At 74.6% G+C, this 18,175-nt stretch carries 18 protein-coding genes; 13 read left to right on the forward strand and 5 right to left on the reverse strand.

Annotated features, from left to right (window positions below; genetic code table 11):
* Positions 1-7: 7 nt before the first annotated feature.
* The 3 genes from JOF54_RS18640 to JOF54_RS18650 form a co-directional block, all read right to left on the reverse strand.
* The gene (locus JOF54_RS18640) at positions 8-424 is read right to left on the reverse strand and encodes a hypothetical protein (RefSeq protein ID WP_210058548.1); all 417 of its coding nucleotides are present in this window, start codon (positions 422-424) and stop codon (positions 8-10) included.
* A gap of 72 nt (positions 425-496) precedes the next feature.
* Positions 497-1,918: a metallopeptidase TldD-related protein gene (locus JOF54_RS18645; protein WP_210058550.1), complete on the reverse strand. Its 1,422-nt coding sequence runs from the start codon at positions 1,916-1,918 to the stop codon at positions 497-499.
* The gene (locus tag JOF54_RS18650; RefSeq protein WP_307804369.1) at positions 1,915-3,426 is read right to left on the reverse strand and encodes a TldD/PmbA family protein; all 1,512 of its coding nucleotides are present in this window, start codon (positions 3,424-3,426) and stop codon (positions 1,915-1,917) included. Before JOF54_RS18650 ends, JOF54_RS18645 begins: the two co-directional genes overlap by 4 nt.
* Positions 3,427-3,495: 69 nt before the next feature.
* On the opposite strand from JOF54_RS18650, the gene hisF reads away from it, so the two are divergent.
* From hisF to JOF54_RS18710, 12 genes are all read left to right on the forward strand, one after another.
* A complete protein-coding gene (gene hisF, locus JOF54_RS18655) occupies positions 3,496-4,269 on the forward strand; it encodes an imidazole glycerol phosphate synthase subunit HisF (protein WP_210058552.1) in 774 nt (257 codons plus the stop codon).
* A 14-nt stretch (positions 4,270-4,283) separates the two neighbouring features.
* The gene (locus JOF54_RS18660; RefSeq protein ID WP_210058554.1) at positions 4,284-5,246 is read left to right on the forward strand and encodes a 2-hydroxyacid dehydrogenase; all 963 of its coding nucleotides are present in this window, start codon (positions 4,284-4,286) and stop codon (positions 5,244-5,246) included.
* On the forward strand, positions 5,243-5,665 hold the full coding sequence (locus JOF54_RS18665) for an HIT family protein (protein WP_210058563.1): 423 nt from the start codon (positions 5,243-5,245) through the stop codon (positions 5,663-5,665). The genes JOF54_RS18660 and JOF54_RS18665 overlap by 4 nt, the downstream gene beginning before the upstream one ends.
* Positions 5,662-6,867 (forward strand): glycosyltransferase 87 family protein, encoded by a 1,206-nt coding sequence (locus JOF54_RS18670; RefSeq protein WP_210058571.1) that lies wholly within the window; start codon positions 5,662-5,664, stop codon positions 6,865-6,867. Before JOF54_RS18665 ends, JOF54_RS18670 begins: the two co-directional genes overlap by 4 nt.
* Before the next feature lie 68 nt (positions 6,868-6,935).
* Positions 6,936-8,663 carry a dihydroxy-acid dehydratase gene (gene ilvD / locus JOF54_RS18675; protein ID WP_210058573.1) on the forward strand — a complete coding sequence of 576 codons (1,728 nt, stop codon included), beginning with the start codon at positions 6,936-6,938 and terminating at the stop codon, positions 8,661-8,663.
* 8 nt (positions 8,664-8,671) lie between these two features.
* Positions 8,672-9,613: a hypothetical protein gene (locus JOF54_RS18680; protein ID WP_210058575.1), complete on the forward strand. Its 942-nt coding sequence runs from the start codon at positions 8,672-8,674 to the stop codon at positions 9,611-9,613.
* A 15-nt stretch (positions 9,614-9,628) separates the two neighbouring features.
* The gene (locus JOF54_RS18685; RefSeq protein WP_245361098.1) at positions 9,629-10,804 is read left to right on the forward strand and encodes a winged helix DNA-binding domain-containing protein; all 1,176 of its coding nucleotides are present in this window, start codon (positions 9,629-9,631) and stop codon (positions 10,802-10,804) included.
* A gap of 98 nt (positions 10,805-10,902) precedes the next feature.
* On the forward strand, positions 10,903-11,841 hold the full coding sequence (locus JOF54_RS18690; RefSeq protein ID WP_307804371.1) for an aminoglycoside phosphotransferase family protein: 939 nt from the start codon (positions 10,903-10,905) through the stop codon (positions 11,839-11,841).
* Positions 11,842-12,138: 297 nt separating this feature from the next.
* Positions 12,139-13,893, forward strand: coding sequence for an acetolactate synthase large subunit (locus JOF54_RS18695; protein ID WP_210058579.1), 1,755 nt, complete (start codon positions 12,139-12,141; stop codon positions 13,891-13,893).
* A 58-nt stretch (positions 13,894-13,951) separates the two neighbouring features.
* Entirely contained in the window at positions 13,952-14,497 is a 546-nt protein-coding gene (gene ilvN, locus JOF54_RS18700; protein ID WP_425560605.1) for an acetolactate synthase small subunit, read from the forward strand.
* 122 nt (positions 14,498-14,619) lie between these two features.
* Complete coding sequence (ilvC, locus tag JOF54_RS18705; protein WP_210059706.1) at positions 14,620-15,639, forward strand: ketol-acid reductoisomerase; 1,020 nt, start codon at positions 14,620-14,622, stop codon at positions 15,637-15,639.
* 126 nt (positions 15,640-15,765) lie between these two features.
* Positions 15,766-16,662, forward strand: a complete 897-nt coding sequence (locus JOF54_RS18710) for an NAD-dependent epimerase/dehydratase family protein (RefSeq protein WP_307804372.1) — start codon at positions 15,766-15,768, stop codon at positions 16,660-16,662.
* Here the strand turns inward: JOF54_RS18710 and JOF54_RS18715 are convergent.
* Together JOF54_RS18715 and JOF54_RS18720 are read right to left on the reverse strand one after the other, a co-directional pair.
* Complete coding sequence (locus JOF54_RS18715; protein WP_210058581.1) at positions 16,659-17,195, reverse strand: hypothetical protein; 537 nt, start codon at positions 17,193-17,195, stop codon at positions 16,659-16,661. The two genes, JOF54_RS18710 and JOF54_RS18715, sit on opposite strands and share 4 nt — an antisense overlap.
* A 79-nt stretch (positions 17,196-17,274) precedes the next feature.
* The gene (locus tag JOF54_RS18720; protein ID WP_210058583.1) at positions 17,275-17,838 is read right to left on the reverse strand and encodes an O-methyltransferase; all 564 of its coding nucleotides are present in this window, start codon (positions 17,836-17,838) and stop codon (positions 17,275-17,277) included.
* A 152-nt stretch (positions 17,839-17,990) separates the two neighbouring features.
* Between JOF54_RS18720 and JOF54_RS18725 the strand changes: the two genes are divergently transcribed.
* Positions 17,991-18,146 carry a hypothetical protein gene (locus JOF54_RS18725; protein WP_210058585.1) on the forward strand — a complete coding sequence of 52 codons (156 nt, stop codon included), beginning with the start codon at positions 17,991-17,993 and terminating at the stop codon, positions 18,144-18,146.
* The last annotated feature ends 29 nt before the right edge of the window (positions 18,147-18,175 follow it).

The raw sequence follows: 18,175 nt of genomic DNA on the forward strand, positions 1-18,175 counted from the left end.
GCGCCCGTCAGCCCGCGGTGTCGGGCGACGCCGGGCTGACCGGGGACTTCGGGGAGACGGGGGACTTCGGGGAGACGGGGGACTTCGGGGAGACGGGCGACTTCGGGGAGACGGGGGAGGCCGCCGTCACCGGCGAGACCGGGGTGGGCGGGGTGACCGCGGTCGGGGCCGTGTCGGCCGCCGAGCCCGGGGTGCTGGGGCTGGCCGGGCTGACGGTCGGGTTGTCCCCGGCGTCCGCGGTGCCCGGACCCACCGAGGGGTCGGGGTCCGCGGCCGGACCGGGGACGGCGGCGGCCACGACGACGCCGCGGCTGCTCACCGGCTGGTCGAGGACCGAGGGGACGGCGACGGCGGCGAGGGGGGCCAGGGCGAAGGCGGTCGCGGTGCCCCCGACGACGACCCAGGACTTCTTGGAGATCGGCATGGACCCCACTCCACCGGTCGGGGGTGAGAGGCCCAGGAGACGCGGATGAGAGAGCTCTCATCCGCGGCCGGCTCAGGAGGCCTGGCTCACCGTCGACATGTTGAAGTCCGGCACCCGGACCGGCGGCATGACCGTGCGGTTGTAGAAGTCGTTCCACTCCCGGCACAGCGTCGCCTCCGACGCGCCGACCTCGCTGATCCGGCCCAGCAGCTCGACCGGCGACTCGTTCCAGCGGAAGTTGTTCACCGCGCCCTTCACCTCGCCGTCCTCGACGAGGTAGACGCCGTCACGGGTCAGCCCCGTCAGCAGCAGCCGCTCCGGGTCGACCTCGCGGATGTACCAGAGGCAGGTGACGAGCAGCCCGCGCTCGGTGCGCGCGACCATCTCCTCCAGCGTCGCCCCGGTGCCCGGCCCGTCCGGGCCGTCGGCGGTGACGACGAGGTTGTCGGCCGGCGGGGTCGGCGCGGTGCCGGTGGCGGTGGCCTGCGCCCGGTTGCGGACCAGCTCGGTCAGCACGCCGCCGTCGACCCAGGTCGTCGCCGGCACGGGCAGCCCGACGTCGAACACCCACGAGGTGCCGTCCCCGGACTGCAGCTGGTCGACGAACGGGACCGTCTCCAGCCCCGGCTGGGCCGGGTCGGAGCGCAGCGTGAGCGGCAGCGGCGCCAGCCGCTCGCCCAGGCGGGTGCGGCCGTCGCCGGCGGAGAAGACGTTGCGGCCCTCCTCGGCGTCGCGGGCGTTCGCCGTCCACAGCAGGTAGATCAGCAGGTCGGCGACGGCCCCGGGCGGCAGCAGCGTCTCGTAGCGGCCGGCGGGCAGGTCGATGCGGGTGGCGGCCCAGCCCAGCCGGGTGCGCAGCTCGCCGTAGAGAGCCGCCACGTCGACGTCGGTGAAGTCCCGCGAGGGCGCGCCCACCCAGGCCGAGGCGCTCAGGTCGGCGGTCTTGCCGTTGAGCTCGAAGCGGCCGGTCGGCTGGACACCGCGGAGCCGCAGCCCCGTCGTCGAGCCCAGGTAGGTGGTGGTGACGACGTGCTCGGCGAAGCCGTAGAGCAGGTGCCCCGCCCCGGCGGCGGCCGCGAAGGCCTCGCCCAGGCTCTGGGCCAGCCGGCCCAGCACCTCGATCCCCGTGGTGGCCGGCGGCTCGTCGAAGCCTTGGGAGGGGTCGCCGGTCACGAGCGGGGCGGCGTTCTCCGACGGCGGGCCGCTGCGCGCGGCCTGCTCGGCGGCGGCCACCACCGCGGCCACCTCGTCGGTCCCGGCGACCTCCTGGCTCACCGTCCCGACGGCGGTGCCGCCCTCGACCGGGGCCGTGGCCACCACCGTCAGCGTCCGGCCGTGCATCTCGCCGTTGGTCGTCAGCTCGTTGGCCGCCCAGCGCAGGTTGGCCTCCCAGCGCTCGGTCAGGCGGACGACGGCCGGCAGCGTGGTCCGGGCCAGGGCGGCCTCGACCAGCTCCTGCGCGGTGGCGGCGCCCGTGCTGGTGGTGTCGCTCATCCCTGGCTCCCCTCGGCGGCGGTGTTGAGCACGTTGACGCCGCGGAACAGCGCGGACGGGCAGCCGTGGGAGACCGGGGCCACCTGGCCGGGCTGGCCCTTGCCGCAGTTGAAGGCGCCGCCCAGCACGTAGGTCTCCGGACCGCCGACCACCTCCATCGAGCGCCAGAAGTCGGTGGTGGTGGCCTGGTAGGCCACGTCGCGGACCTGCCCGGCCAGCCGGCCGTCCTCGATCGCGTAGAAGCGCTGGCCGGTGAACTGGAAGTTGTAGCGCTGCATGTCGATCGACCAGGACTTGTCGCCGACCACATAGAGACCGTGCTCGACGCCCCCGATGAGCTCCTCGGTGGAGGGCCCGTCCGGCGCCGGCTGCAGCGAGACGTTGGGCATCCGCTGCATGGGGATGTGGCCGGCCGCGTCGGCGAAGGCGCAGCCGTTGGAGCGGCCCAGCTGCTTCTCGGCCGCCATCTGCCGGTTGAGCTGGTAGCCGACCAGGGTGCCGTCGCGGACGATGTCGAACTCCTGCTGGGCCACGCCCTCGTCGTCGAAGCCGACGGTGGCCAGGCCGTGCGGGACCGTGCGGTCCCCGGTCACGGTCATCACCGGGCTGCCGTAGTGCAGGGAGCCGAGCTGGTCGAAGGTGGCGAACGAGGTGCCGGCGTAGGCCGCCTCGTAGCCCAGGGCGCGGTCCAGCTCGGTGGCGTGGCCGATGGACTCGTGGATGGTGAGGAAGAGGTTCGACGGGTCGATCACCAGGTCGTAGCGGCCGGCCTCCACCGACGGGGCGGCGACGTGCTCGGCGAGCAGGGACGGCAGCTCGGCGACCTCGGCGTCGAAGTCCCAGCCGGTGCCCGTCAGGTACTCCCAGCCGCGCCCGGCCGGGGGCGCCAGCGTCCGCATGGTCGCGAAGCCCTCAGGGCCCACGTGCACGGCGGTCAGCTGGGCCTGGATCCGGACCCGCTGCTGCGTCGTCGTCGTGCCCGCCAGGTTGGCGAAGTACTTGTTCTCCTGCACCCAGGACAGCTCCGCGCCGGCGTGGGTGACGCCCTCGGCGGCCAGCAGCGGCTCGACCAGCGCCAGCAACCGGGCCTGCCGCTCGGACTCGTCGACGTCGAAGGGGTTGACCGCGTAGTCCGAGACCCAGCGGGCGTCGGCGTGCACCGGCTCGTCGGCCAGCTCGACCCGCTGCGGGGTGAGCGGGCGTGACACCTTCGCCGTGACGACGGCCCGCTCGGCCAGCCGGGCGGCGCCCTCGGCCGTCAGCGTCACGTCAGCGGCGAAGCCCCAGACGCCGTCGTGCACGACGCGGACGCTGAGGCCCAGGCTCTGGCTGTCCTCGGCCGCCTCCAGGGCGCGGTCGCGCAGGCTGCGGTGGCCGCCGCGCAGCCGCTCGACCCGCACGTCGGCGTGGCTGCAGCCCAGCTCCTGGGCCCGCGACAGGGCCGCGTCGCGCAGCCGGTCGAGCGGCAGGGCGAGGAAGCCGGGGTCCAGCTCAGGCACGGTCAGCACGCAGTTCGGGCACGGGCAGCACTGTAGACGTGGCCGGTGACAGGACCCGTTCCCCCTAGGCTGGTCGCCATGTCGGTCGCCGTCCGGGTCATCCCCTGCCTCGACGTCCACGAGGGCCGGGTGGTCAAGGGCGTCAACTTCGCCGACCTCCGCGACGCGGGCGACCCGGTCGAGCTGGGGTCGGTGTACGGCGCCGAGGGCGCTGACGAGCTGACCTTCCTCGACGTCTCCGCCTCCGTCGAGGGCCGGCGGACCACCCTGGACGTGGTCCGCCGGACCGCCGAGACGGTGCTCATCCCGCTGACGGTGGGTGGCGGGGTCGGCTCGGTCGCCGATGTCGACGCCCTGCTGCGGGCCGGAGCCGACAAGGTGAGCATCAACACCGCCGCGATGCGCCGGCCGGAGGTGATCCGCGAGATCACCCAGCGCTTCGGCAACCAGGTGCTCGTCCTCTCCGTCGACGCCCGGCGCTCGGCGGCCACCCCGTCGGGGTTCGAGGTCACCACCCACGGCGGCCGGCAGGCGGCCGGGGTGGACGCCGTCGAGTGGTCGGCCCGGGCGGCCGAGCTCGGGGTGGGGGAGATCCTGCTCAACTCCATCGACGCCGACGGCACCACCGACGGCTTCGACCTCGAGATGATCCGCGCCGTGCGGGCCGTGGTGGACGTGCCGCTGATCGCCTCCGGGGGCGCCGGCCGGGCCGCGGACTTCCCGCCTGCGGTGGCCGCCGGGGCGGACGCGGTGCTCGCGGCCACGGTGTTCCACTTTGGTACCGTGCGGATCTCGGAGGTCAAGATGGCGATCCGGGACGCCGGCCACCCCGTGCGCCTCGGCGCCGCGTGAACAGGAGCTCGTCGGTGTCGGAGTCGCGTCAGAACCCCCCCGTCGCGTGGTTGCCCTACGCCGACCTCGCCGAGGCGGAGGCCCGGACCGGCGGACTGCCCGACGGCGTGCGCGTCGACTGCTTCCTGGACGACGGCTCCTGGCCCGACAGCGTCGCCGACGTCGAGTTCCTCGTCGTGCCCTACCTCAAGGGGCCCGAGGTGCTCCGCCGCGCGGAGGAGATGACCAGCCTGAAGGTCGTCCAGACCCTCACCGCCGGCGTCGAGAACTACGTCCCGCGGGTGCCCGACGGCGTCCAGCTGTGCAACGCGGCCGGCGTCCACGACGCCAGCACCGCCGAGATGGCGCTGGCCCTGGCGCTGGCGAGCGGGCGGCACCTCGACGTCTACGCCCGCCAGCAGACCACCGGCACCTGGAAGGGCCGGTTCGGCTCGTCGCTGGCCGACAAGCACGTCCTGATCATCGGCTACGGCCACATCGGCGAGGCCATCGACGCCCGCCTCGCCGGGTTCGAGGTGGCCTCGGTCACCCGGCTCGCGCGCCGGGCCCGCGACGGCCAGCCCGAGGTCCGCTCGGTCCACGACCTGCACGCGGTGCTGCCCCGCGCCGAGGTGGTCTTCGTCATCGCGCCGCACACCCCGCAGACCGAGGGCCTGATCGGCGCGGCCGAGCTGGCCCTGCTGCCCGACGACGCCCTGCTGGTCAACGTCGCCCGCGGCAAGCTCGTCGACACCGACGCGCTGGTCGCCGAGACCGGCACCGGCCGGATCCGGGCGGCGCTCGACGTCACCGACCCGGAGCCGCTGCCCCCGGACCACCCGCTGTGGCAGATCCCGGGCGTGCTCGTCGCACCGCACGTCGGCGGGGCCAGCTCGGCCTTCTGGCCGCGCTCGGACCGGCTGATCGCCGCGCAGCTGCGCCGGTTCGCCGCGGGCGAGCCGCTGGAGAACGTCATCACCACCGGCGGCTCGGCGTGAGCTGCGTCTTCTGCGCCGTGGTGGCCGGCGACCTGCCCGCGCGGCGGGTGCACGAGGACGAGCACGCCGTCGCCTTCCTCGACCTGGCGCCGCTGCACCGCGGGCACACCCTCGTGGTCCCGCGCCGGCACGTCGACAGCCTGCTGGACGGCGCGCCGGCGCTGGCCGAGATCGGCCCCTGCGTCGACGCCACGGCGCGGCTGCTCGTCGACCGGCTGGGCGCCGACGGCCTCAACCTGCTCTCCTCCGCCGGCCCGGTGGCCGGCCAGGAGGTGCCGCACCTGCACGTCCACCTGCTGCCGCGCTACGCCGCCGCACCGGGACTGGCCCACCTGCTGGGCGACCGGGGCGCCGCGCCGGCCGAGGACCTGGACGCCGACCTCGACGCCGTGCACGCCCGGCTGACCGGGTCCCGGTGACCCGCGCCCGCCGCGCCGGGCTGCTGCTGGTCGAGGTCCTGCCGCCGTTCGTCGCCGCCCTGCTGGTCCTGCCCTGGGTGATCTCCTACGGCAAGGCGTGGCCCTGGCAGCCCTCGACCATCGACCTGCAGGTCTACGTCTACGCCGTCAAGGACATGCTGGCCGGCGGCAACATCTTCGAGACGACCACCCCGTTCTGGAACCTCTACTTCATCTACCCGCCGATCGCGGCGGTGCTGATGGTGCCGCTCGCGTTCGGCCCCTACGTCTTCTGGCAGGTCGTCTGGACCCTGGCGCTCGTCGGCGCCCAGCAGTCGGTGCTGCGCCGCTGCCGGGTGCCGCGGGGCTGGGTGCTCGGCCTGCTGGGCGTCGCCGTCGTGCTGGCCGTCGAGCCGATCCGGACGACGCTGGGCTACGGCCAGGTCAACACGTTGCTGATGGCGCTCGTGGTCGCCGACCTGCTGCCCGACCGTCCCGGCGAGCGGCGGCGCATCCCGCAGGGCACGCTCATCGGGCTCGCCGCGGCGATCAAGCTGACGCCGATGCTGTTCGTGGTCTTCGCCTTCCTCGCCGGCCGCCGCCGGGTCGCGGTCACCGGGGTCGTGAGCTTCGCCGTCTTCACCGGCATCGGCGCCCTGCTGCTGACCTCGGAGACGCTGGAGTTCTTCTTCGGCCTCTCCGGCGGCGACACCCGCACGGCGTCGCCGCTCTACACCGGCAACCAGTCGCTGCTCGGGGTCTTCTTCCGCCTCGGCGACACCTCGCGCACGACCACCCTGCTCGGGTTGGCCGTCGCCGGCACCGTGGCCCTGCTGGGCACCCTCGTCGCCGCGCACTGGTGGCGGCGCGGGGAGCAGGTGTTCGCCGTCGCGCTGGTCGGGCTGTGCACCTGCCTCGCCTCGCCGCTGTCGTGGACCCACCACTACGTCTGGATCCTGCCGATGGCCGTCGCCGTCGTCCGCTCGGGGATCCCGCGCTGGGCCCGGCTGCTGGCCGGGGCCTGGGTGCTGTGGGTGTGCGCCTGCCTGCCGCTGGCCGTGCTGCCCTACGGAGGCGGCCGCGAGCGCAGCTTCGACGCCCTCCAGCAGCTGGTCGCCAACCTCGGGCCCGTGCTGGGCGTCGTCCTCGTCGTCGGCCTGGCCTGGCAGCTGGTCGTCCGCGCCCGCGCCGCGCGGCCCGGGGCCGTGCCCGCCGGGCGCTGAGCGGCCCGCGCGGTTCCGGACTGCGGATCGGGACGGAGGCTGTCCGCGGCGGGGGTTAGCGTGACGCCATGACCGCCGACACGACGACCCCGGACACCGCAGCCCCTCCCACCGCCAGCGCCGGCGTCGACATCAAGCCGCGCTCCCGGGTCGTCACCGACGGCCTCGAGGCCACCGCCTCGCGCGGCATGCTCCGCGCCGTCGGGATGGGCGACGAGGACTGGGAGAAGCCGCAGGTCGGCGTCGCCTCCAGCTGGAACGAGATCACCCCCTGCAACCTGTCGCTGGACCGGCTGGCCAAGGCCGTCAAGGACGGCGTGCACGCCGCGGGCGGGTTCCCGCTGGAGTTCGGCACCATCTCGGTGTCCGACGGCATCTCCATGGGCCACGAGGGCATGCACTTCTCCCTGGTCAGCCGTGAGGTGATCGCCGACTCCGTCGAGACGGTGATGAGCGCCGAGCGGCTCGACGGCTCGGTCCTGCTGGCCGGCTGCGACAAGTCGCTGCCCGGCATGCTGATGGCCGCGGCCCGCCTCGACCTGTCCTCGGTCTTCCTCTACGCCGGCTCGATCATGCCCGGCCGGGTGGGCGACAAGGACGTGACGATCATCGACGCCTTCGAGGCCGTCGGCGCCTGCCTCAAGGGGCTCATCACCCGCGAGGAGGTCACCGAGATCGAGAAGGCCATCTGCCCGGGCGAGGGCGCCTGCGGCGGCATGTACACCGCCAACACCATGGCCAGCGCGGCCGAGGCCCTCGGCATGTCGCTGCCCGGCTCGGCCGCCCCGCCCGCCGTCGCCCGCCGCCGCGACATCTACGCCCGGCAGAGCGGCGAGGCCGTCGTCGAGCTGCTGCGGCGCGGCATCACCGCCCGCCAGATCATGACCAAGGAGGCGTTCGAGAACGCCATCGCCGTCACGATGGCGTTCGGCGGCTCCACCAACGCCGTCCTGCACCTGCTGGCCATCGCCGCCGAGGCCGAGGTCGACCTGACCCTCGACGACTTCGTCCGGGTCGGGAAGAAGGTCCCGCACCTCGGCGACCTCAAGCCCTTCGGCCGCTACGTGATGAACGACGTCGACCGGGTGGGCGGCGTGCCCGTGGTCATGAAGGCCCTGCTCGACGCCGGCCTCCTGCACGGCGACTGCCTGACCGTCACCGGGAAGACGATGGCCGAGAACCTCGCCGACATCGCCCCGCCGGACGTCGACGGCACCATCGTGCGGGCGCTGAGCAACCCGATCCACGCCACGGGCGGCATCACCATCCTGCGCGGCTCGCTCGCGCCGGAGGGCGCCGTGGTCAAGAGCGCCGGCTTCGACACCGACGTCTGGCGCGGCACCGCGCGGGTCTTCGACGGCGAGCGGGCGGCCATGGACGCCCTGGAGGACGGCACCGTCGGCAAGGGCGACGTCGTCGTCATCCGCTACGAGGGCCCCAAGGGCGGTCCGGGCATGCGCGAGATGCTCGCCATCACCGGGGCGATCAAGGGCGCCGGGCTCGGCAAGGACGTCATGCTCATCACCGACGGCCGCTTCTCCGGCGGCACGACCGGGCTCTGCGTCGGCCACATCGCCCCCGAGGCGACCGAGGGCGGTCCCATCGCCCTGGTCGAGGACGGGGACGCGATCGTCCTCGACGTCGCCGGCGGCACCCTGGAGCTCGAGGTCGACGAGGCCGAGCTGGAGCGTCGCCGGTCGGTCTGGACGCCCACCCCGCGACCGGTCCGCCGGGGCGTGCTGGCCAAGTACGCCAAGCTCGTCCAGTCGGCCAACGTCGGCGCCATCTGCTCCTGAGGTCACCCGTGGACCGGCGGCGGGGCGAGCTGCTCGTCGCCGGTCTGCAGGTGGTCTGCGCGCTGGTCGCCGGGGGCTACCTCGTCGGCGTCGGGCTGGCCGCCGAGGCGTCGGGCGCAGGTGGCCGCTCGGCCCTGGACCGGGCGTTCCCGTTCCTCGCCGCAGCCGCGGCGCTGGCCGCGCTGCTGGTGATGGCCGCCCGCAGTCTCGCCCGTGCCCGTCGGGCCGCCGCGCCGCCGTCCCCGGCCCGCCCGGCGGCTGTCGAGCGCGTCGTGGTCGCCGGTGACCGCGACCGGCCGCCCGCGGTCGAGCTCTCGGCCGACGGCCGGCGCGAGCTCGACCGGCTGGTGGCGGCGCTGGGCGACCTCGGCCTGCTGGCGCCCCGGGTGCCCGACCCGGCCGACCTCGTCGAGGCCGTCGCCGACGCGGGGGAGCCGGTGACCGTCGACACGGTGCTCGCGGGCCTCTCCGAGGCGGACTGGTGGCGGCCCGGGTTCCGGCCCGAGGACCACCTGGCCGCGCTGGTCTTCCACGACAGCCACGTCGAGCAGGACGCGGCGTCGCTCGCGGGCCAGGTGGCCGACCTCGCCCGCCTCGTCGGGCCCGCGCTGCCCGTGCGGCTGGACGACGTCACGCTGGTGCCCGAGGGCGGGGCGGTGCGGACGCGGGTCCGCCTGGTCCTGGGGACCGAGGTCACCACCCTCGTCCACCGCGGCCACGCTACGTACCTCAGCACCGTCCTGCACGTCGCCGTCGCCCGCGCCCTGCACGCGGCCACCGCCGGGGCGGGCGGTCCCCGGCTGGCCTGGCACTGGACCGACCAGGGCGTCTGGCTCGCCGCGCCGGCCCCGGGCGTCGGGGTCGAGCAGCTGGACGCCGCGCTGCACCGGCCGGGGACGGAGCCCTGGACCTGGGTGGACGTCGCGACCCCGGTCGAGGCCGGCGCCTAGAGTCGCCCCGTGCGGATGATCGGCGGTCCGGAGCGGCGGGCGAGGCTGGCGGAGCGGCACCGGCTGCTGCCCCGGCGGCGGACCGACGACCTGCCCGCCCTGGTCGACGACCTGGTGGCCCTGCACTCCTCCGACCCGGTGACGGTCTACCTGTCCGCGGCGGTGCGGATGGCGACGCCCTCGCTCGCCGCCGTCGCCACCGCCCTGTACGAGGACCGCAGCCTCGTCCGGCACCACGCCATGCGCCGCACCCTCTGGGTGGGCACCCCGGAGGTCGTCCGGACGGTGCACGCGGCGGCCACCCGGCGGCTGCTCGGCCCCGAGCGGCGCCGGACGCTGGCCATGCTCGCCGCCTCCGGCGTCGCCGACCCGGAGGACTGGCTGGCCGGTGCGCGCAACCTCGTGCTCGACGACCTGGAGCGGCACGGACCCAGCACCGCCCGCGACGTCGGCCGCCGGGTGCCGGCCCTGACCCGTCCGCTGCGGGTGCCCTCGGCCAGCCAGGACGTGGCGACCCAGGCGGCGCACACCCGGGTGCTGCTGACCCTCGGCTTCGCCGGCGACGTGCTGCGCGCCGCGCCGACGGGCAGCTGGGTCAACGGGGCCTACCGCTACGCCCTCGCGCCGGACTGGCTGCCGGGCGGGCTGGGGGAGCAGGAGCCCGAGCCCGCCGCCGCCGTGCTGGCCGACCACTACCTGCGCCGCTTCGGCCCCGCCACCACCGCCGACCTGCAGTGGTGGGCGGGCTGGACCGGGGCGACGACGACGCGGGCGCTGGCCGCGTGCGGCGCCGTGCCCGTCGAGCTCGACGGCGGCCGGGGCTGGCTGGCGGCCGACGACGAGGTCTCGCCCGAGCCGGAGCCGTGGGTGGCGGCGCTGCCCGGCCTCGACCCGACGACGATGGGCTGGAAGGAGCGCGACTGGTACCTGCCCGCGACCGCTGCCGACGCCTTCGACCGCAACGGCAACGCCGGTCCGACGCTGTGGGTCGACGGCCGCGTCGTCGGCGCCTGGGCCCAGCGCAAGGACGGCACCCTGGTCACCCACTACTTCGAGCCGGTGCCGCCCGCCCGCCGCGACGCCCTGGCCGAGCGGCTGGCCGCCCTCGCCGAGGTGCTCGGCGGCACCCGGTTCAGCGTCCGCTTCCCGGGCCGGGTCCAGGCCCGCCTGCTGGGCGGCCCGACCGGCTGAGCCGGAGCCGCCGCCCCGGTCACCGGCTCGTCGCCGGTGGCCCCGACCGGTACGGTCGGCGGGTGCCGGAGCCGGAGGACGTGCCAGCCCCTCGGCCGGTGGACCCGCCGTACCCCTCCGGTCCGATCCGGCTGCAGCCGCTGACCCGCGCCCGGGTGGCCAGCCTGGGCGAGGTCGGCCGGGCCTGGCAGGCCGGGCTGCCCGCGGCGGTCGACGCGTTGGCGCAGCAGTGGTCGCTGACCCCCGGCCGGCCGGTCCCGGGCGGCAGCAGCTCCTACGTCGTCCGGGCCCGGACGGCCGACGGGGCCGACGCCGTGCTCAAGCTCGCCCTCCCCGACCCGGCGCTCGCGGCCCAGGCCGCCACCCTGCGTCGGGCCGACGGGCACGGGTACGCCCGGCTGCTGGCGCACGACCCGGCCCGGCACGCGCTGCTGCTCGAGGCGCTCGGCCCCAGCCTTGCGCAGTCGGCCCTGCCGCCGGCCGAGCAGCTCCGGCTGCTGGCCGACACCCTCGCCGAGGCCTGGCTGCCGCCGGCCGGCCATCCCGACCCGCCCCTGGACAAGGCGGGCGGCCTGCACGACCTCGTCGCCCGGCTCTGGGTGGAGCAGGGGGCACCGGCCGACGAGCGGGTCCTGACCACCGCGCTCGACCACGCCCGCCGGCTCGCCGTCGTCGACCCGGCCGAGCTGGTCGTCGTGCACGGCGACCCGCACCCCGGCAACCTGCTCCGGGTGCCGCGACCGCGGGCCGGGGCGGCGTCGGGCTGGTGCTTCGTCGACCCCGACGGCTTCGTCGCCGACCGCGCCTACGACCTCGGCGTCGCGCTGCGCGACTGGTCGGCGCACCTGGAGGGCCCCGGCGCCCGCCGCCGGCTCGAGGGCTGGTGCACGCTGCTCGCCGAGCGCAGCGGCGTCGACGCCGACCGGATCTGGGCGTGGGGCTTCCTCGAGCGCGTCTCCACCGGGCTCTACGTGCGCTCCTTCGGGGCCGAGCGGGCGGCCGCGCCGTTCCTGCGGACCGCGGCGCTGCTGCTCTGAGGGCCGGGCCGGAACTGCTAGGAGGCCCGACGGTCCTTCCGCATGGCAAGACGGCGGTGGGGGGCCTTGGGCTGGGGCGGGGGAGCGGCCTAGAGTGTGCTCGTGCCTCGCACCCAGATCCTCGTAGTTAGCCAGCGTGTCGGCTGAGTCCACCTGACTCCCGACGCGCTCCCTCGTCTGCCTCCGGGCGGTCGGGGGTTTTTTTCTGGCCGTGAGCGGTCGGGAGAGGTCCGCGTAGCACAGGCGTAACATCCACCCCGGGTCCGGTCGGGACCCAGCAAGGCCGAGGAGCAGCCGATGTCCGAGCCGCAGAGCACCGCCGACCAGCTGACCGGAGCGCAGTCGCTCGTCCGGTCCCTCGAGGAGGTCGGGGCCGACGTCGTCTTCGGCATCCCCGGCGGAGCCATCCTCCCGGCCTACGACCCCCTCTACGACTCCACGAAGGTCCGGCACATCCTCGTCCGGCACGAGCAGGGCGCCGGGCACGCGGCTGAGGGCTACGCGATGGTCACCGGCAAGGTGGGCGTCTGCATGGCGACCTCCGGACCGGGCGCGACCAACCTCGTCACCCCGATCGCCGACGCGCACATGGACTCGGTGCCGATCGTGGCCATCACCGGCCAGGTCGCCGGCCCCTCCATCGGGACCGACGCCTTCCAGGAGGCCGACATCCGCGGCATCACGATGCCGATCACCAAGCACAGCTTCCTGGTCACCGAGGCTGCGGACATCCCGGCCGCCATCGCGTCGGCGTTCCACATCGCCTCGACGGGACGCCCCGGGCCCGTGCTGGTGGACATCACGAAGGACGCGCTGCAGGCCAGCGCCGGGTTCGAGTGGCCCCGCACCCTCGACCTGCCGGGCTACCGGCCGGTGACCAAGCCGCACACCAAGCAGGTCCGCGAGGCCGCGAAGCTGATCACCGCCTCGCGCCGCCCCGTGCTCTACGTGGGCGGCGGCGTGGTCAAGGCCGGCGCGGCCAAGGAGCTCAAGGAGCTGGCCGAGCTCACCGGCATCCCGGTCGTCACGACGCTGATGGCGCTGGGCGTCTTCCCCGACAGCCACCCGCAGAACATGGGCATGCCGGGCATGCACGGGACGGTGCCGGCGGTCGGCGCGCTGCAGCGCAGCGACCTGCTGATCACCCTGGGCGCCCGCTTCGACGACCGGGTGACCGGCAAGCTGTCCAGCTTCGCGCCGGGCGCCAAGGTCATCCACGCCGACATCGACCCGGCCGAGATCTCCAAGAACCGCACCGCCGACGTGCCGATCGTCGGGGACTGCAAGGAGGTCATCGCCGAGCTGGTGACCCTGCTGCGCAGCACCGACACCCACCCCGAGATCGGCGAGTGGGTGCATTACCTGACCGACCTCAAGAAGCGCTACCCGACCGGGTTCGAGATGCCCGAGGACGGCAGCCTGTCGCCGCAGCACGTCATCAAGCGGATCGGCGAGATGACGGGCCCGGACGCCTACTACGCCTCGGGCGTGGGCCAGCACCAGATGTGGTCGGCGCACTACCTGCCCTGGGAGCTGCCCGGCCGCTGGCTCAACTCCGGCGGTCTGGGGACGATGGGCTACTGCGTGCCGGCGGCCATGGGCGCCAAGGTGGGCAAGCCGGACAGCGTCGTGTGGGGGATCGACGGCGACGGCTGCTTCCAGATGACCAACCAGGAGCTCGTCACCTGCGCCCTGGAGGGCATCCCGGTCAAGATCGCCGTGATCAACAACCAGAGCCTCGGCATGGTGCGGCAGTGGCAGACGCTGTTCTACGGCAGCCGCTACTCCAACACCGACCTCAAGACCAACCGCGTGCCCGACTTCCAGAAGCTCGCCGAGGCGATGGGCTGCGTCGGGCTGCGCGCCGAGGACCCGAACGACGTCGACGCCGTGATCGACAAGGCGCTCTCGATCGACGACGCGCCCGTCGTCGTGGAGTTCGTGGTCCACAAGGACGCCATGGTGTGGCCGATGGTGGCCGCCGGCACCAGCAACGACGAGATCAAGGTCGCGCGCGACATGGCGCCGATCTGGGACGGGGAGACCCTGTGAGCGCAGCGAACGAGCTCAGCGGTCCTGTGAGCGCAGCGGACGAGCGAGGGCTGGAACTGTGAGCGGGGAGCTGTCGACGCACACGCTGAGCGTGCTGGTCGAGAACAAGCCCGGCGTCCTGGCCCGGGTGTCCGGGCTGGTCTCGCGGCGCGGCTACAACATCGAGTCCCTCGCCGTCGGGCCCACCGAGTACCCGACGATGTCCCGCATCACCCTCGCCGTGACCGTCGACGACCAGGTGCTGGAGCAGATCACCAAGCAGCTCAACAAGCTGATCGAGGTGCTCAAGATCGTCGAGCTGGAGGAGAACGCGGTCCGCCGCGAGCTCATCCTGGTCAAGGTCCGCTCGACCGCCGAGACCCGGGGTCAGCTGATCGAGGTCATCGGCCTGTTCGGCGGCAAGGTCGTCGACGTCACGGCCGAGATCCTCACCGTCGAGGCGGTCGGCAAGCCCGAGAAGCTGGCCGCCATGCTCAGCCTGCTGGAGCCCTACGGCATCCGCGAGCTCGTCCAGTCCGGGCTCGTCGCCCTCGGCCGGGGCAACCGCTCGATGACGGACCGGGCCGGCCGCGCCGAGCGCACGAAGGCCGTCCACGCCGTCTGACCTGGTCCGACGACGGCGCGCCATCGGCCAAGATGGTCGGCGGCCCGAGCCGCCACCCGCACGACCCACCCGCAGGACCCGCCTGCGTGACTTCCAAGGAGAGCTCCCCAGTGCCAGCAACGATGTTCTACGACTCCGACGCCGACCTGTCCCTGATCCAGGGCCGCAACGTCGCGATCCTCGGCTTCGGCAGCCAGGGCCACGCCCACGCGCTGTCGCTGCGCGACTCCGGCGTCGACGTCCGCGTCGGCCTGCCCGAGGGCAGCAAGAGCCGCGCCAAGGCCGAGGCCCAGGGCCTGCGGGTGCTCACGCCGTTCGAGGCCTGCGAGGAGGCGGACCTGATCATGGTCCTCACCCCCGACCCCTCGCAGCGCAAGCTCTACGCCGAGGCGATCGAGCCCAACCTGGTGCCCGGTGACGCGCTGTTCTTCGCGCACGGCTTCAACATCCGCTACGACTTCATCAACCCGCCGGAGGGCGTCGACGTCGCCCTCGTCGCCCCCAAGGGCCCGGGCCACCTCGTCCGCCGCGAGTACGCCGAGGGCCGGGGCGTCCCCGTCCTCGTCGCGGTCGAGCAGGACGCGACCGGCAAGGCGTGGGACCTCGCCCTGGCCTACGCCAAGGGCATCGGCGGCCTGCGCGCCGGCGGCATCAAGACCACCTTCACCGAGGAGACCGAGACCGACCTCTTCGGCGAGCAGGCCGTCCTCTGCGGCGGCGCGTCCGCCCTCGTGATGGCCGGCTTCGAGACGCTGACCGAGGCGGGCTACCAGCCCGAGGTCGCCTACTTCGAGTGCCTGCACGAGCTCAAGCTGATCGTCGACCTCATGTACGAGGGCGGCATCGCCAAGCAGCGCTGGAGCGTCTCCGACACCGCCGAGTACGGCGACTACGTCTCCGGGCCGCGCGTCATCGACGCCCGCGTCAAGGAGAACATGAAGGCCGTCCTCACCGACGTCCAGAACGGCGCCTTCGCGAAGCGGTTCATCGACGACCAGGACGCCGGCGCGCCGGAGTTCCTCAAGCTCCGCGAGCAGGGTGCCGCGCACCCGATCGAGAAGGTCGGCCACGACCTCCGCGAGCTGATGGCCTGGGTCAAGAGCCACGACGACGACTACGTCGAGGGCACCGCGGCCCGCTGACCGCGGCCCGCTGACGCCGAGGCGTCCTCCCCGACCGGGGAGGGCGCCTCGTGCGCGTCCGGGGCCGGCCGGGGGCGGGCCAGGGGGTGCTGCGCACCCGCTCGCGCGCCTGGCAGGATCGTCCGCGTGAGCACCCCCGCCTCCGACCTCGCCGGCCGCCGGATCCTCGTCACCGGGGCGGAGGGCCGCATCGGCTCCGCCACCTGCGAGCGGCTGAGCGGGCTGGGCGCCCGCGTCACGGCCCTCTCGCTGCCGCGCGACGACGCCCCCGAGGTCGCCGCCGAGCGCGTCCTGCACGGCGACACCCGCGACGACGCGGCGGTGGAGGAGGCGCTGGAGGGCGTCGAGCTGGTCGTGCACCTGGCCGCCATCCCCAGCCCCGACCTGGCTGACTGGACGACGGTGTTCTCCACCAACGTCGTCTCCACGTTCACGGTGCTGGCGCACGCGGGGGAGCGGGGCGTGCGCCGTGCGGTGATCGCCAGCAGCATCAACGCCTACGGCGGCCCCTTCAACTCCCACGACGTCCGCCCGGCCTACTACCCGTTGGACGAGCGGCTGCCGGCCGACCTCGACGACCCCTACTCGCTCAGCAAGTTCACCGACGAGCGCACCGCCGAGATGGCCGCCCGGCACTGGGGGACCGACGTCACCGCCCTGCGCTTCCCCATGACGGCCCCGCGGGAGGTGCTGCTGGAGCACGCGGCCGCCGCGGTGGAGAACCTCGACCACGGCGCGACGGAGGGCTGGTCCTACCTCGACGTCCGCGACGCCGCCCGCGCCGTCGAGCTGTCCCTGCTGAGCCGGGCCCGCGGCGCGCACGCCGTCTTCGTGGCCGCCGACGAGACGAACGTGCCCTACCCGACCGACGACCTGCTGGACCGGCACGCCCCCGGGGTGCCGCGGCTGCGGTCCTTCGCCGGCCGCGAGGTGCCGATCGACCTCACCCGGGCCCGGACGCTGCTCGGCTTCCGCGCGGAGCACCTGCTGCCGGTGGAGCCGGCGCCGCTGCCTCCCGCCTAGCGGGAGCGGACCGAGAGGGCGATGAGCCGGTCGCCCGACCGGTCCAGCCCGGAGCCGACGGCGAAGAGCCGGCTCGGCAGCTCGCCGGAGGCGTCGGCGCCCTCCTCGCTGGCCATCGCGCAGACCTTGCGCAGTCCCGTCGTCACCAGCGGGGTGGAGACGCCGTCGCGGCACGGGCCGAAGGCCTCGCGGAGCGCCGACCCCGCGCGGCCCGCCGACGCCGCCGGCACCCGCAGCTGGGCGCTCATCCGGTAGTCGTGGGTGGCCCGGTAGCTGCCGGCGAGCACCACGGTGTCCTCGGGCAGGTCGAGGTCGCCGAAGAGCTGGACGTCGGCGAGGGTCAGCGGCTCGCAGGTGAAGCCGGTGAGGTCGTTGCGGCAGGGCGAGCCGTTGTCGGAGGTGAACGAGAAGTAGGGCACGCCCCAGTCCCCGGCCTGCCGCACCAGCAGCGCGAGCACCACGGCCACGAAGGCCAGCATCAGGGCGGTCCCGCCGAGGACGCGGACGGCCTTGCTCCTGCGCAGCGTCGCCATGCCCCCAGGATGCCCGACGCGGGTGGGCGCCCGGGTGACCGCGGGTGCCGTGGACACCGCCCGGAGGCGGGGCGAGCGCTCAGCGGCGGACGGCGACCAGGACCGAGGTGTCCTCGGCGACCATCACGTCGACGCTGGTGAAGCGCTCGTCGGACAGCCAGTCCAGGCGCAGCGTGTCGACGCGGCCGCGGACCAGCGGCGGCCACGTGGGGCAGGGGGTGAAGTCGTCGAGGACGATCATGCCGCCCTCGTCGAGCAGGGCGACGATCTCCTCCCGCGGCCACTCCCGGGCGCTGCTGGCGTCGAGGAAGATCAGCGAGAAGGGGGCGTGCTCGCGCAGGCTGCCCCAGTCGGCGTGCATGACGTCGATGTCGTCGCCGGCGAACATCGTCATCACCCCGTGCGCGAGACCGGGGTCCAGCTCCGCGGTGATCACCCGCGTGGTCTTCGGGGCGCCGCTGCGCAGCCAGGCGGCGCCGACGCCGCAGCCGGTGCCGCACTCGGCGATGGTCCCGCTGCGGGTGGCGGCGAGGGTGGCCAGCAGCCGGCCGGTCTCGGACCGCGAGGCCTGGACGTAGCCGCGCTCCAGCGACATCCGCAGGGCGCGCACCACCAGCTCGGGCAGGTCGGGGGGTGCGCTCACCTCGTCGAGTGTGCCAGCCCCGCGCCTGCGGCACGGCGGGTCCACGATGTGGTATCCGCCGTGCACGACCTGTCCCGAACTCCTAGGACCCCCTAGCATCTCGAGGAGACCGGTCCAGCAGGGCCGGTGCCCGCCCCGCGAGGAGCAGCACCGTGTACGAGATGTACCCCCAGACCTGGGCGCAGGAGAGCGCCCGCCCGGCGGACGCCGAGCGGCCCCGCCGCCGGCCGCGCCGGCCGCACCCCGTGCTGCCCGCCGTCATCGCCCGCCAGCTCGAGAGCGCGGAGCCCGGCCGGCCCTCCGCCTGAGCGGACGGCGGCCCGGCGTGCTCAGCCGG

Source organism: Microlunatus capsulatus (genome assembly GCF_017876495.1).
In the GTDB taxonomy this organism is placed as follows: domain Bacteria; phylum Actinomycetota; class Actinomycetes; order Propionibacteriales; family Propionibacteriaceae; genus Microlunatus; species Microlunatus capsulatus.